Origin of the sequence: Bradyrhizobium oligotrophicum S58 (assembly GCF_000344805.1) — a bacterium.
In the GTDB taxonomy this organism is placed as follows: Bacteria; Pseudomonadota; Alphaproteobacteria; order Rhizobiales; family Xanthobacteraceae; genus Bradyrhizobium; species Bradyrhizobium oligotrophicum.
Map to the genome: position 1 here is coordinate 6,232,618 of NC_020453.1, position 14,489 is coordinate 6,247,106.

Genomic DNA, 14,489 nt, shown 5'->3' on the forward strand with positions numbered 1-14,489 from the left:
AGCGTGCGGTTCTCTCTCAAATATTGCTCTATGTTAATCAGACGCGTTTTTTTCAATGATCGGTGAACTAACAACTAATCAGTCGAGCGGCGAAGCTCCGGTGCAGCATCAGTCTTCGCGTTTTCGGACTTGCCGGCGTCGGCTTTCGCGGATTCCGCCTTCACCGATTCTGCTTTCGCGGGTTCCACTTTGCTGCGTTCCACCCGCGGTGTCTCTACCCGTGCTGCCACTTCGGTATGCGACGGATCCGCTCCGGTTGCAGCAGCGCGTGCCGCACGCGGGCGCGCCACGGCCCGCGCCATCAGCATGGTGGCACCGCCCTGGTGCTGGAAGTCGCAATAGGCAAAGGCGCCGAGCCCCGAGACCGAACCGCGGAAGCTGCGATCATCCTTCTTGTCGAGGTTGAAGCACGGTTCGAACGGCATGCCCTTGATGGCGGCGCATACGTTCTGGCCGCGAATCTGCAGCGTGTTGCCGGGCAGACGGATTTGCCGGACCGGACCGGAGCCCGAGAACTGCACGGCGCCGGCGGCCCCCATGTCGTCGAGAATGCGCCCAGCGCCGCGGGTTCCGTCGACACAGGTGAACGCGAACACCTTTCCGGCGACGAATTTACGCGCCTCGTCGGCCGTCATCGATCCCGCCACGGCAGGAGCGATTACGGCGCCGGCGGTCACGGTCCCCAGCAAAAAACGCGCGAGCATCTTCAAACTCCCACTTAACCCCACGCAGCGGGTAAGGCGGTATCTTTACCCCATGCTTACCATACCAACCATGGCGAGAATGGAGCAGCATGGTTTGAAAAGTCTGAAGATCCTCAGGATATTCTTACCACCGTGCGGCCGCGGACTTGGCCGGCGAGGATCTGCGGGCCCAGCGAGGCGACTTGGTCCAACTCGATTTCATGAGTGATTTCAGATAGTTTTCCGCGATCCAAATCGGCGGCGAGGCGCTGCCAGGCGGCCTTGCGGGCCGGCAGCGGACACATCACGGAATCGATGCCCAGAAGGCACACGCCGCGCAGAATGAAGGGCGCGACCGAGGACGGCAGGTCCATGCCGGCGGCAAGACCGCAGGCCGCGATTGCGCCGCCATATCTGGTCATCGCCAGCAGGTTGGCGAGCGTATGGGAGCCGACGCTGTCGATCCCGCCCGCCCAGCGCTCCTTGCCCAGCGGCTTGGCCGGCGCGGACAGCTCGTTGCGATCGATGATTTCGGCGGCCCCGAGCGACTTGAGATAGTCCCCTTCCGCCAGCCGCCCGGTCGAGGCGATCACGTGATAGCCGAGCCTGGCGAGCACCGCGATCGCGACCGAGCCGACGCCGCCGGCCGCTCCCGTCACCACCACCGGGCCGCTGGCCGGCGTCAGCCCATGCTTCTCCAGGGCCAGCACCGCGAGCATGGCCGTGAAGCCGGCGGTGCCGATCGCCATGGCGTCGCGCGCCGACAGGCCCTGCGGCAAGCCGACCAGCCAGTCGCCCTTGACCCGGGCCTTCTCGGCATAGGCGCCGAGATGAGTCTCGCCCATGCCCCAGCCGGTGCAGATCACGGCGTCGCCCGGCTTCCAGGCCGGATGGCTGGACTGCTCGACCGTGCCGGCGAAATCGATGCCGGCGATCATCGGAAAGCGGCGGACCACCGGCGCCTTCCCGGTCAGCGCCAGACCGTCCTTGTAGTTCAGCGCCGACCATTCGACCTTGACCGTGACGTCGCCGTCCATCAGTTCGGCTTCGTCGAACTGCGTCAGTGTGGCGGTCGTCCCCTTGTCGGCCTTGTCGATCCGGATCGCCTTGAACGTTCCCACAGCGGCACTCCCTGCGCTCTCTTCGTCTCAGGCCATGTTTAGCCGATCAGATTGGCGGCGCAACTCAGGTCGCGGGAACGGCGCGCGCCACCGGCTTCTCGACGATGGGCAGGTTGATCAGCGCCGAGAGCACGCCGAACAGGATCGAGAGCCACCAGATCGGCGTATACGAGCCGTAGCGCTCGAACACGATGCCGCCGAGCCAGACGCCGAGGAAGCCGCCGACTTGGTGGCTGACGAAGGCGAAGCCATACAGCGTGGCGAGCCAGCGCGTGCCGAACATGATCGCGACCAGCGACGAGGTCGGCGGCACGGTCGAGAGCCAGGCGAGACCGGAGACAGCCCCGAAGGCGATCGCGGTGGCCGGCGTCACCGGGAACGAGATGAAGGCGAGCGTCGCCAGCGCGCGGGTGAAATAGATGAAGGACAGGATGTAGCGCTTCGGCAGCCGGCTCTGCAGCCAGCCGACGCTGAGCGAGCCGATGATGTTGAACAGCCCGATCGCCGCGATCACCCAACCGCCGGTCTGGGCCGACAGGCCGCGGTCGACCAGGAACGCCGGCAGATGCACGGTGATGAAGGCGAGCTGGAAGCCACAGGTGAAGAAGCCGAGCACCAGCAGCACGTAGGAGCGGTGGCCGAACGCTTCCATCAGCGCCGTCGTGAACGACTGCTGCTCGGCCTCGGACGGCTTGGCCTCGGCGGCCGGCGGCGTCGCGACCGCTGATGACAACGGCACGATGAACAGCATCAAGGTCGCGAACACCATCAACGCGCTCTGCCAGCCGAACTGATCGATCAGCGCCACGCCGAAGGGCGCGAACAGGAACTGGCCGAGCGAGCCGGCCGCGGTGCCCGCACCGAGTGCAAGGCCGCGCCGCTCCGGCGGCAGCAGCTTGCTGAACGCCGACAAAATGAGGTTGAACGAGCAGCCGGAAAGGCCGAAGCCGACCAGCACGCCGGCGCCGACGTTCAGCGACAATGGCGTCGTCGAATAGCGCATCATCAGCAGGCCGCCGGCATAGAGCAGCGCGCCGACACAGATCACGCGCATCACGCCGAAACGATCAGCGATCGCACCGGCGAGCGGCTGACCGAGCCCCCACAGCAGGTTCTGCACTGCCACTGCGAGCGCGAACACATCGCGTCCCCAGGCGAATTCACGGCTCATCGGCTGCACGAAGAAGCCGAGGCTCGAGCGCGGACCGAAGCTCAGCAGCGCAATGGCGCAGCCGCACACGATGATGACCAGCGGCGTGCGCCAGCTCTGGGTCGGAGAGGCCGTGCCGAGATCGCCGGTCTGTATCGACATGAATTGTCCTCCCCCGTGATGCTGCCCGTGTCGCCGGCCGCTCGTCACGAATTAATGCATTTGCATTGAACTCCCAAGCTCAAAAGCGGGAACTCAGCCATGAAAAAATCGATGCCAAGGTCGAGCCATGAGCGCATGTCATCCATGATGAGTTCCATCGACGGAACTCGGGAAGCCATGTTCATCTGTCCTGTCACGCGAGTGATAGACAGCGATTCATCTTCTGCGAGAATGACTTGCAGAACGGCCGCGATTTGTCACCAAACACCGATAAACAGCGAGGAATGTCTCTGAAGAAGAACTAACAGGTACCGCGGTACATATGCTGACGGAATGTGGAATTTGGACAGCATATGGACCACGACCAGATCGAGACCTCAGGCCATGTCGTGATCGTCGGCGCCGGCATTGCGGGACTGTTCTGCGCACTGAAGCTCGCACCCCAGCCGGTCACCTTGATCTCCGCGACACCGCTCGGCGAGGATTGTTTCGGCGCGACGATGCAGGCCGACATCGCGGCAGCGGTCGCGTCCGGTGACAGTCCAGAATCCCATGCCGCCGACATGATCGCGGCGGGTGCCGGCCTTGTCGACGAGAGCGCGGCGCTCGGCCTTGCCCGTGATGCGGCGGCGCGGATCGAGGACCTGCTGCGCCTCGGCGTCGCGTTCGATCGCGATCACGGCGGCGGACTGGCGACCTCCCGCGCCGCTGCGCATTCAGCGCGGCGAATCCTGAGCGTTCGCGGCGATTTCACCGGACAGGCGATCGTCGCCGCCCTGACCGACGCCGTGCGTGCGACACCCTCGGTCCGCGTCGTCGAGGGCTATGTCGCCGACGCGCTGCTGACCGAGAACGGGGCCGTGCGCGGCCTGCAGCTGCGCCCGGCCGATGATGATGCGGGCGCGCCGGTGCTGATCGCCGCGCCAGCCGTCGTCCTGGCGACCGGCGGCATCGGGCATTTGTTCGCTGCGACCACCAACCCCGTTCATGCCAACGGCATCGGCCTTGCGATCGCCGCGCGAGCCGGCGCCGTCATCGCCGACCCCGAATTCGTGCAGTTCCATCCAACTGCGATGATGACGGGTCATGATCCGGCGGCCGTGGTCAGCGAGAGCCTGCGCGGCGCTGGCGCCATCCTGATCAACCGGCGCGGCCAGCGCTTCATGCTGCCGCGGCATCCGCTGGTCGATCTGGCGCCGCGTGATACCGTGGCCCGCGGCGTCATGGCCGAAATCATCGCCGGGCGCGGAGCCTTCGTCGACGCCCGCGACGTCCTCGACGAAGATGTCGCGGAGCGCTATCCGATGCTGCACCGGGCCTGCGTCGCCGCCGGACTCGATCCGACGCGGCAGCCGATTCCGGTGGCGCCGGCGGCGCATTTCCACATGGGCGGCATCGCAATCGATGCCTGCGGCCGCACCTCCATCGAGGGACTATGGGCGGCCGGCGAGGTGGCGGCGACCGCAACCGATGGCGCCAATCACATCGCGGGCAACGCGCTGCTCGCCGCTTTGGTGTTCGCCGCGCGGATTGCCGAGGACGTGTCGGGCAGGACGTTCGCCGAAGCCTCCACCCTGCAGCACGTTGCATTCGCCGCTTCGCCCGGCGGCTGCCCGGGCTTCGCGGAGAAGACGCTGCGTGAGATGATGACGGCGCAGCTTGGCGTCATCCGCGAGGAGGAGCGCGTGGCCGAAGCGATCGTCGCGATTGCCAGGATGGAGCGCGACGGCGGCAGTCCGAGGCTGCGCAACATGGCGAGTGCAGCGCTGCTGATCGCGACCGCGGCCTGGAGTCGGCGCGAGAGCCGCGGCGCGCATTGCCGCGCCGACTGCCCGGCGGAGAATCCGAGCTTCGCCCAGAGGACGATGACCACATTGGCCGCTGCGCGCGAGATCGCCGACGAGCTCGCGGCGCGGCCGACGGCACGGCAATCGCGGCCGCTGAGCGCGTAGCAAGATCTGATCCGACCGCGTCACGACGGAGTTCGGCAGTCGCGGTTTCACCATCTTTCGAAGCGGCCATCGTCGTCCAAGACAGATATTCCAACTCGTTGTTTTTGCCGCCTCGCCGGTATTTGGGGACAGGCGCGACCTGATTAGTACGTGCCGTGTCGGTCGTTTAAATCCATTGATCCCGCGGGCGCTCGACGAACAAATTAGCCATGCCGTTGCGCCGGCACTCGTCGTCATGGCGCGCATGAACTGAGCGGACCTCGCCACTGAGTTGGACGAGGCCTTTCGTCGAATTAGATCGCCGGCAGACGCGAACGCGGCGGCTCGCCGCACGGATCGAGCACATCCTTGACGCGCGCGACTAATTCGCATCGACCTGTAGGGATACGCCACGCGCATGCCCAGCGCCGGCGGCATTTACCAGCACGAACTAAATGGCTGGACAGGTTCGCCATGATTTCGGCAAAAGAGCCGCAGAACGTTTACAAATAAGAAAAAGAGATGGCTGGAATTTAGCGGTGCTCAAGTAGTCGCGCGAGTTTCTGTCCGTCCTGATGACGAGGAAATGGAAAGCCACGGCTGCCAGATCACCGATTGACCGCTTGGCATGATCACGGATGCGGTCGTCCGTCTCGCGGCCGGTGCGGAAGCCGAATCGCCGAACGGATACGGCGGCAAACGGTCCAGGGAGTGATGCGGAGCGACGCGATGGCGCGTGTCCGCAGGAGTAGTCGAGGATGAGTTCCGTAGTGCGGAGTAGCGGATCGCGGATCGCCGTGGGTGATGCGCAGAGCGAACGTTGGCGCCCGGCAAAGCCTGCCGCTTTGTCCAACAGCGTCGCGCATGCGACGTCCGCGCCTGATGAGGATACGGCCACCGCTCTCCCCCCGCCGTGGTGGCAAACCGCTTCGGCGGCCGATGATGCGCCGATGCCTTCGGCGCCTGTAGAGGCGGACCGATCCCGGCAGATCCCTTCACTCGATCCAGTCGTGATGCCCCCGCCTCCGCCCCAACCGCTCGAATTCGATTCCGTTTTCCGATTCAGTGCCGCAGTGACCGTGCTTGCGGGCCTCGCGTTCTTTGCGGTGCGCGTCATGCAGGCTCCGAATATTGAAACAGCTGCAAAGTCGGAAACGACCGCTTCATCGTCTCCCCGAAACTTCGGGGCAGCGGGGAAATCGACATTCGAGGACGGCCAAGCATCGGTGGACGCCGTGGCGCACGCAGTCGGGCGGACCGATTCGATCGCGGCGTCGGTCCCGGCCGTCAAGCCGGCTCCGGACGGAGGCGAGACCCCGCAATTAGTTCTGCCGAAGGCTTCGCGGGCGATCGCGACCAGGAGCCCTGCACCGGCGGCCGCGTCTGCGCTGACCAGGAACGAGATCAGCGAAATGCTGAAGCGCGGACGCGATCTCATCGGCACCGGCGACGTTGCGACGGCCCGTCTGATCCTGGCGCATGTCGCGGAAGGAGACGCCGAAGCATCATTGATGCTGGCCAGTACCTATGACGTCGCGGTCTTGTCCAAGTTGAAAGCCGTCGGCGTCGCGCCCGATCCGGCCAAGGCCCGCGCCTGGTACGCGAGAGCGGCCGAACTCGGGTCCCTCGAGGCCCGGCGGCGCCTCGAGTGAGCCGAGCTTCGAGACTGGGTGATGAGGCGCGATCTCACGCCGGTCGCTGCGCAGGAATGGCGGCGGGGCGCCGCTGGATCCTGGTCGATGACGTCGTGCGGGCGACGCGCGTCGCCGCAAAGTGTTGTGTGTTGCGTGATGAGGTCCATGATGGGAATGTTCGAACGTCTGCTGCAGCCGGCCTGGTCGTCGGCGCCCCGTGGTCCGCGGCTGCTTTGCGCGCCGAGTTCTCCGACCGTGGCGTTGCTGCTCGCGCTTGCCACCGTGCCAGGCTCGGCGCGTGCTGCCGAGGGCGAGATCCGGATCGGCAATACGACCCCCTACAGCGGGCCGGCGGCCGCCTATGGCAGCGTGGGCAAGGTCATCTCGGCCTATTTCCAGAAGGTGAATGACGAGGGCGGGATCAGGGGCCGCAAGATCACCTACATCTCCTATGACGACGGCTATAATCCGCAGAAGACGGTGGAACTGACACGACGGCTCGTGGAGGAAGACAAGGTTGACGTCATCTTTGCGAGCGTTGGAACAGCGACCAGCGCGGCGGTGCGGCCTTATCTCAACGCGAACAAGATACCGCAATTGTTCGTCGGCTCCGGCGCCTCGATCTGGGATCAGCCTCGCGACTATCCCTGGACCATGGGAGCGCAACCCAGCTACCAGATCGAAGCTCATATCCACGCGCAATATCTGCTCGAACAACATGCCGGTGGCACGCGCATCGGTGTGCTGTATCAGGACGACGAGTTCGGCAAGGACTATCTGAAGGGCTTGAAGGACGGGCTCGGCGGCAAGCTGCCGATCGTCGGAGAAGCGGCCTACGCGGTCACCGATACCGACATCAATCAGCAGATCACGAAGCTGAAGGCCGCCGGTGCCAACGTCCTGGTCGACGTCAGCACTCCGAAATTCACCGTGCTCGCGATCCGCCGCCTCGCCGAGCTCGGCTGGAAACCCGAGCACATCATCCCCACGGTTTCGGATTCGGTCGCCACCGTGCTGCAGCCTGCAGGCCTGCAGAACGCGGAAGGACTGCTGTCCGCCACCATCCTGTACGAGGGCGGTGCACAGGGCGGCGATCCCGGCTTCGCCGAGTGGTCCGCGTTCATGGATCGTTACGCGCCTGCCATCAGCAAGAACAACAGCTTGGGAATCGTGGGCTACGCGCTCGCCAACCTGATGGTTGCGGTCCTGCGCAATTGCGGCGACGACTTCTCCCGCGACAACATCATGAGGCAGGCTCGTTCCTTGAAGGGGACGCCGATTCCCATGCTGATTCCCGGGATCGTCGCCAATACCAGCGCCAGCGACCACGCGCCGATCGAGCAGATGCAGATGAAGCGCTTCGTCGACGGCCATTGGGAGCGGTTCGGACCGGTACGCAGTGGAATCGACCCGGGTGCCGTCAGCGATTCCTTCAAGGCGATCTTCCGCTATGCGTCGTCCAAGCGGGACCTCGCAGGTCAGCTCAATGCCAATACGGTGAGCCTGATGACCGGCTCTTATGGCAGCACCTATTCCCAGATGGGCGCCGATGCCGCCTCGGTGCTCAATGACGGCATCAACCTGCGGATCATGCCGATCCTCGGCAGCGGTTCGGTTCAGGCGGTGGCCGACATCCTGATGCTCAAGGGCGTCGACGTGGGAATCGTGCGCAAGGACACGCTGTCCTATCTCGAACGCAAGGACTTCGCGAGCAACATCCGCAATCAGCTCGTCTACGTCACCAAGATGTTCAACGAGGAAATGCATGTCCTGGCGCCGCGATCGATCCGCACCATGCGGGAGCTCGACGGCAAGACCGTCGCGGTCGACCTGCCGGATGGCAGCACCTTCGTGACCGCGATCAACGTGTTCGAGCGGCTCGAGATCAAGCCGCACCTGCTCTATATCGAGCCGCGCATCGCGCTCGAAATGTTGCGCAAGGGGGAGATCGACGCGATCATTGCGGTCGAGGGCAAGCCGGTGCCCTGGCTCAGCCAGATCACGGATCCCAACCTCCATTTCGTTCCGGTCGGCTACGACAAGACCTTGCGCGAGGACTACCTTCCATCCAAGCTCACCGCGGACGACTACCCCAACCTGATCTCAAAATCCGAGCCGGTTGACACGATTGCGGCTGAGGCGATCCTGGCGTCGTATAATTGGCAGCCGGGGAATGAGCGTTACCGCCGGCTGTCGCTGCTTGTCGAATCGCTGTTCTCACGGGTGTCGGAGCTGCAGCGGCCTCCCTTCCATCCGAAATGGCAGGAGATGGCGCCGCGTGCGCCGGTTGCCGGATGGACCAGGTTGCGGGTCGCGCAGGAATGGCTCGATGGGACTATAAAGATTCCAGCGCCCGCGGCGGTCAGTCCGGTCACCGGTAGCCGGCCGAAGCCGGTCACGGCTGCCGTACCGTCCCCGCGCGTTCCTGCCACCGCGAAGCCGCAGGCCGCAACGTCGCCTGAGCAGGCGCGCCAGACGGAGTTGTACCGCCGCTTTCTCGAGTGGAATGCGGCGCGTCACTAATTCGGCTCCGCCCGGCATCGACGTCCTCATCGCACCGAAGGCCCGGGACGCTGCAGGACTTCGATCGACCGGTCAAATCCCGGGCCGAGATATTAGCGCCGCGTCCAGTTCGGATTGATCTCGGCTTCGCTCTTGGCCGCCTCGGTGAGCTCGGCCGAAATGGCCGCCGTCTGCTGCGGCGTGCCCCAGCTCGGCGCATCGCTGCCGTCGCCCCACCGCTTCGGGCGATAGAAGGTGTGGACGCCGAACTTGTACATCCGTTTCATTTCGGCGACCCAGGACGGCCGCACCCAATAGGCGTGATAGTGGGTCGACTTGCCCACCTCGGGCAGCCAGATCAGGCCGTCCAGCATGGCCTTCGCGATCTTCCTGGCGCGGTCCCACATCTCCGGCTCGCGAACCACGTCCGCAGTGTTGTCGCAGGCGAAGGTGAACTGGCAGGCGAAGTGGCGGTATTTGTTCTGATAGACGACGCCGCACACCGTGGTCGGATAATAGCCGGAGAATGCGCGGTTCAGCACGACCTGCGCCACCGCCATCTGGCCGCGTACGGCCTCGCCGCGCGATTCGAAGTAGATCGCTTCCGCAAGGCACTTCTCCGACTTGAAGCGCGCCTTCTCGTCCGCGAGGCCCAGCCGTTCGGCCGGCGTCCTGTCACGCTGATTGTCGGTGTTGACCTCGCCCTTGGGGGCGATGCTCTCGCCGCCGTCACCGGACTTCGCCACATCGTCCGCCGGCTGCGGCAACGCCGCCATCGGCTTGAGATCCGGATCAGGCATGACGATCAGCGGCGCTTCGCCCGGCTGCCAGGTTTCCATCGTGCCGGTGACGCCACCCAGCGACGCTGCGCCGAAATACAGATTCGACGTCTTGATGTTGAGGCCGTCATAGCTGACCGGGACGTCCGCGGCCGCCAAATCGGGCGCGGGCTTGAGCTCGCCTGACGGCTGGACCTCCGGCTTCGACGCCCCATACTGGACGAGCGGCGGCGCACTCAACGCTTCCTGCAATTCGGGATCGAGTGCAGCGCGCTGCGCCGGCGTCTGCACTTCCGAGCTCTTGGCGCCGAACACGGACGAATTCGAATCAGGCTGAGTCGGCGTTGCCGGGGCGGACTCCGTCGGCGCAGGCTCGACGGGCGCGGCCGACTCGGTCGGCTGTGCCGGCGCCGTGGCCGGACGCACGACGAGGCGATCGCCTTTCAGGGTGCGATCCACCTTGGGAAAATCGGAGGCCTGGTAGCGCGGCGGAACCTGCAGCGCCGGATTGCGCGGCGTCGTGCTGCCGGTGACGTCGATGTCGCGCGCGTCGAGACTGGCGAGACGGACGTTCACCCCTTGCGGCGCAGAGGTTCCGATCGGACGGCCGAAGCTGTAGGTGGCGAGCTGAACGGTCGCAGCGGCCGCGGACACACGCTTCTGCCAGCGCTCGGCGACGCCCGGCTGGCGGGCGAGCAGTGAAGCGATGTCTTGATACCCGGTCTCTGTCGGCATCAGGGCGAAGACGCAGAGACCGAGTCCGAAGGACGCAAATCGCGCGCCCTTCGGACCGGGACGCAGAACTAACATCGATACGCTCAACGCAACGCTTACTGAGGAAGACCGAACGACAGTGCATCCGTGCAATTCGATCGTTACTCTTCGTATCGGGTTTAGGTTGCTGAGGAGTTAATCCGCGTTGCAAGATCGAAACATGCAAGCGGAGAAGTTGCAGAGCGCCGTGCGATCGAGATGCTTGGTAAACAGCGGCGTGACGAGAACGGTGAAGATTCGGTCAACGAAGACCGTGAATGAATGTTTGAAGCGCGGATCGATTCGAAGCGTCGATGCGAGATGTTCGTAGGTGGAACATCGCTGGTGGGAACAGCGGGCGGCGGCATCGGGCCGTGGTGCGATGACGCGAATACCTAAATGCTTGTGTCACAGGTCGTGCGGCGTGCGCGGTGTACCTCGCCCCGCTTGCGGGGAGAGGTCGGATTGCATCGTCAGATGCAATCCGGGTGAAGGGATACAGGTCTCTCCACGAACACTTCCCGCGCGTCGGCCCCTCACCCCAACCCTCTCCCCGTGAAGAACGGGGAGAGGGAGCGCACTGTTCGTACGGCACGCGCTCGTCTCACAAGCTCACACACTCGCATCACGAACGCTCATCACCAACGAAAAAGGCCGGCAACATCTGCCGGCCTTCATCAGTTCAAATCATTCGCAGCAGCATCAAGCTTGGCTGGCGATCTCCTTGCCGAGCGCGGCTTGCGCTGCCGCGAGGCGGGCGATCGGCACGCGGTAGGGCGAGCACGAGACGTAGTTCATGCCGACCTGATGGCAGAACGCGACCGAGGCGGGATCGCCGCCATGCTCGCCGCAGATGCCGACCTTGAGGTTGGGCCGCGTGGCGCGGCCGCGCTCGACGCCGATCTTCACGAGCTCGCCGACGCCCTCGCGGTCGATCGAGATGAACGGATCGATCGCAAGGATGCCCTTGGCGACATAGGCGCCGAGGAAGCTGCCGGCGTCGTCGCGGCTGATGCCGTAGGTGGTCTGCGTGAGATCGTTGGTGCCGAACGAGAAGAACTCGGCGGCTTCCGCGATCTGGCCGGCCATCAGCACCGCGCGCGGCAGCTCGATCATGGTCCCGACCTGGTACTCCAGCTTGGCGCCGGTCTCGCGGATGACAGCCTGTGCCATCGCATCGATGCGCGCCTTGACCAGATCGAACTCGGCCTTGGTCGCGATCAGCGGCACCATGACCTCGAGGCCGACGGCCTCGCCAGTGCGCTTCTCGGCCTCGACCGCGGCCTCGAAGATCGCGCGCGCCTGCATCTCGGCGATCTCCGGATAGGCAATCGCCAGACGGCAGCCGCGGAAGCCGAGCATCGGGTTGAACTCCGACAGCTCGCGGGCGCGGTCGGCAAGCCGGCGCGGATCGGTGTTCATCGCCCGCGCGACTTCTTCCACCTCAGCCTGGGTGTGCGGCAGGAACTCGTGCAGCGGCGGATCGAGCAGACGGATCGTGACCGGAAGCCCCTTCATGATCTCGAACAGCTCGACGAAGTCGGCGCGCTGCATCGGCAGCAGCTTTGCCAGCGCCGCGCGGCGCTCCTGCTCTTCTTCGGACAGGATCATCTCGCGCACCGTGCGGATGCGCGTCTCCTCGAAGAACATGTGCTCGGTGCGGCACAGGCCGATGCCCTCGGCGCCGAACTTGATCGCGGTGCGCGCATCCTCGGGCGTGTCAGCATTGACGCGCACGCCGGTCTCGCGCACCGCGTCCGCCCAGCCCATCAGGGTGCCGAACTCGCCGGACAGCTCCGGCTCGATCATCGGCATGCGGCCTGCCAGCACCTGGCCGACCGAGCCGTCGATGGTGATGACGTCGCCGGTCTTGAAGGTGCGGCCGCCGATGCTCATCGTGCCGCGTCCGTAGTCGACGCGGATGGTGCCGCAGCCGGAGACGCAGGGCTTGCCCATGCCGCGCGCGACCACCGCCGCATGCGAGGTCATGCCGCCGCGCGTGGTCAGAATGCCCTCGGCGGCGTGCATGCCGTGGATGTCCTCGGGCGAGGTCTCGATGCGGACCAGGATGACCTTGCGGCCATCGGCCTGCAGCTTGGTGGCCTCATCCGAGGAGAACACGATCTCACCGGATGCAGCGCCCGGCGAGGCCGGCAGGCCAGTCGCGACCACGTCGCGCTGCGCGGCGGGATCGATGGTCGGATGCAGCAGCTGATCGAGCGAGGCCGGATCGACGCGCAGCACGGCGTCGTTCTCCGAGATCAGGCCTTCATTGGCGAGCTCGACCGCGATGCGCAGCGCCGCCTTGGCGGTGCGCTTGCCGCTGCGGGTCTGCAGCATCCACAGCTTGCCGCGCTCGACCGTGAACTCCATGTCCTGCATGTCGCGGTAGTGCTTCTCGAGCAGCGTGTAGATCCGCGTCAGCTCGTGGAAGGCGTCGGGCATCGCGACTTCCATCGAAGCCTTGTCCGAACCGGACTCCTGGCGCGCGTCCTCGGTGATGTCCTGCGGGGTGCGGATGCCGGCGACGACGTCCTCGCCCTGCGCATTGATCAGGAACTCGCCGTACAGCTTGCTCTCGCCGGTCGAGGGATTGCGGGTGAAGGCAACGCCGGTGGCCGAGGTCTCGCCCATGTTGCCGAACACCATGGCCTGGACGTTGACCGCCGTGCCCCAGGATTCCGGAATGTCGTGCAGCTTGCGATAGGTCATCGCGCGCGCGTTCATCCAGGATGAGAAAACAGCGCCGATCGCGCCCCACAGCTGGTCATGCGGGTCCTGCGGAAAATCCTTGCCGGTCTCGTGCGCGACCGCGTCCTTGTACTTGCCGACCAGCATCTCCCAATCCTCGGACGAGAGATCGGTGTCGAGCTGATAGCCCTGGGTATCCTTGAAGCTGTCGAGGATGTCCTCGAAATGATGGTGCTCGAAGCCGAGCACGACATCCGAATACATCGTGATGAAGCGGCGATAGCTGTCGAACGCGAAGCGGCGGTCGCCGGACAGCGAAGCCAGCGCCTCGACCGTTTCGTCGTTCAGGCCGAGGTTGAGCACGGTGTCCATCATCCCCGGCATCGAGGCGCGGGCGCCGGAGCGGACCGAGACCAGCAGCGGGTTTTCGGCATCGCCGAACTTCTTGCCGGTGAGCTTGCCGATGTAGTCGAGCGCCTTGTCGACCTGGGTCTGCAGCTCCTTCGGATAGGTCTTGTCGTTGGCGTAGAAGTAGGTGCAGACCGACGTCGGGATGGTGAAGCCCGGAGGCACCGGCAGGCCGAGATTGGCCATCTCGGCCAGATTGGCGCCCTTGCCGCCGAGCAGGTCGCGCAAGCCCGCTTTACCTTCGGCCTTGCCGTCACCGAAGGTGTAGACCCACTTGTTCGGCTTGATCGCGGATGCTGCGCTCTTCGCGGCCGGAGCTTTCGCAGCCTTCGCGGCCGATTTGGCGACGGCCTTGACGCTTGCCTTGACGTTTGCCTTGGCCTGCTTCTTCGGAGCGGTTTTCACCGGCGATTTCGGCGCCGATTTGGGTGCGGATTTGGCCGGGGCCTTTGCAACAGGCTTCGCCGCAGCCGTCTTCAGCGCCTTGCGCGGCGGAGCGAGCGCTGCGGCCTTGGCCTTGCCCTGCTTGGAAGGCTTTGATTTCGCTGTAACTTTCTTAGACTTCGCTACCGCTTTGGCCATGAGGTGCTTCGATCCGCAAATAGGGAGGAGAAATCGCGCGCCTTACACCACTTTGGGCGCTGCGGCGCAAGCTCGGGGGTTCCCGACCTTGGG

The 14,489-nt window shown here is 65.0% G+C and carries 8 protein-coding genes; 3 read left to right on the forward strand and 5 right to left on the reverse strand.

What is annotated here, in order from left to right; genetic code table 11:
• Positions 1-74: 74 nt before the first annotated feature.
• The 3 genes from S58_RS26905 to S58_RS26915 all read right to left on the reverse strand — a co-directional run bounded on the left by S58_RS26905 (position 75) and on the right by S58_RS26915 (position 3,116).
• Entirely contained in the window at positions 75-704 is a 630-nt protein-coding gene (locus S58_RS26905) for a hypothetical protein (RefSeq protein WP_015668558.1), read from the reverse strand.
• 113 nt (positions 705-817) lie between these two features.
• Positions 818-1,804, reverse strand: coding sequence for an acrylyl-CoA reductase (NADPH) (gene acuI, locus S58_RS26910; RefSeq protein WP_015668559.1), 987 nt, complete (start codon positions 1,802-1,804; stop codon positions 818-820).
• A 64-nt stretch (positions 1,805-1,868) separates the two neighbouring features.
• The gene (locus S58_RS26915; protein WP_015668560.1) at positions 1,869-3,116 is read right to left on the reverse strand and encodes an MFS transporter; all 1,248 of its coding nucleotides are present in this window, start codon (positions 3,114-3,116) and stop codon (positions 1,869-1,871) included.
• Between the two features lie 353 nt (positions 3,117-3,469).
• Between S58_RS26915 and S58_RS26920 the strand changes: the two genes are divergently transcribed.
• From S58_RS26920 to S58_RS26930, 3 genes are all read left to right on the forward strand, one after another.
• Entirely contained in the window at positions 3,470-5,068 is a 1,599-nt protein-coding gene (locus tag S58_RS26920) for an L-aspartate oxidase (RefSeq protein ID WP_015668561.1), read from the forward strand.
• Between the two features lie 737 nt (positions 5,069-5,805).
• Positions 5,806-6,699 (forward strand): SEL1-like repeat protein, encoded by an 894-nt coding sequence (locus S58_RS37830; protein WP_144058398.1) that lies wholly within the window; start codon positions 5,806-5,808, stop codon positions 6,697-6,699.
• Positions 6,700-6,849: 150 nt separating this feature from the next.
• Entirely contained in the window at positions 6,850-9,204 is a 2,355-nt protein-coding gene (locus tag S58_RS26930; protein ID WP_015668563.1) for a fused ABC transporter substrate-binding protein/TRAP transporter substrate-binding protein, read from the forward strand.
• 92 nt (positions 9,205-9,296) lie between these two features.
• Here S58_RS26930 and S58_RS26935 read toward each other — a convergent pair whose 3' ends face one another.
• Together S58_RS26935 and ppdK are read right to left on the reverse strand one after the other, a co-directional pair.
• Entirely contained in the window at positions 9,297-10,772 is a 1,476-nt protein-coding gene (locus tag S58_RS26935; protein ID WP_015668564.1) for a cell wall hydrolase, read from the reverse strand.
• A 645-nt stretch (positions 10,773-11,417) separates the two neighbouring features.
• Positions 11,418-14,396 carry a pyruvate, phosphate dikinase gene (gene ppdK / locus S58_RS26940; protein WP_015668565.1) on the reverse strand — a complete coding sequence of 993 codons (2,979 nt, stop codon included), beginning with the start codon at positions 14,394-14,396 and terminating at the stop codon, positions 11,418-11,420.
• Positions 14,397-14,489 lie beyond the last annotated feature (93 nt).

Bases quoted from the DNA above. Each gene is read 5' to 3' on its own strand.
- S58_RS26920 (WP_015668561.1), top strand. From the start codon at position 3,470: ATGGACCACGACCAGATCGAGACCTCAGGCCATGTCGTGATCGTCGGC.
- S58_RS26935 (WP_015668564.1), bottom strand. From the start codon at position 10,772: ATGTTAGTTCTGCGTCCCGGTCCGAAGGGCGCGCGATTTGCGTCCTTC.
- S58_RS26905 (WP_015668558.1), bottom strand. From the start codon at position 704: ATGCTCGCGCGTTTTTTGCTGGGGACCGTGACCGCCGGCGCCGTAATC.
- S58_RS26915 (WP_015668560.1), bottom strand. From the start codon at position 3,116: ATGTCGATACAGACCGGCGATCTCGGCACGGCCTCTCCGACCCAGAGC.
- S58_RS26930 (WP_015668563.1), top strand. From the start codon at position 6,850: ATGGGAATGTTCGAACGTCTGCTGCAGCCGGCCTGGTCGTCGGCGCCC.
- S58_RS37830 (WP_144058398.1), top strand. From the start codon at position 5,806: ATGAGTTCCGTAGTGCGGAGTAGCGGATCGCGGATCGCCGTGGGTGAT.
- ppdK (WP_015668565.1), bottom strand. From the start codon at position 14,396: ATGGCCAAAGCGGTAGCGAAGTCTAAGAAAGTTACAGCGAAATCAAAG.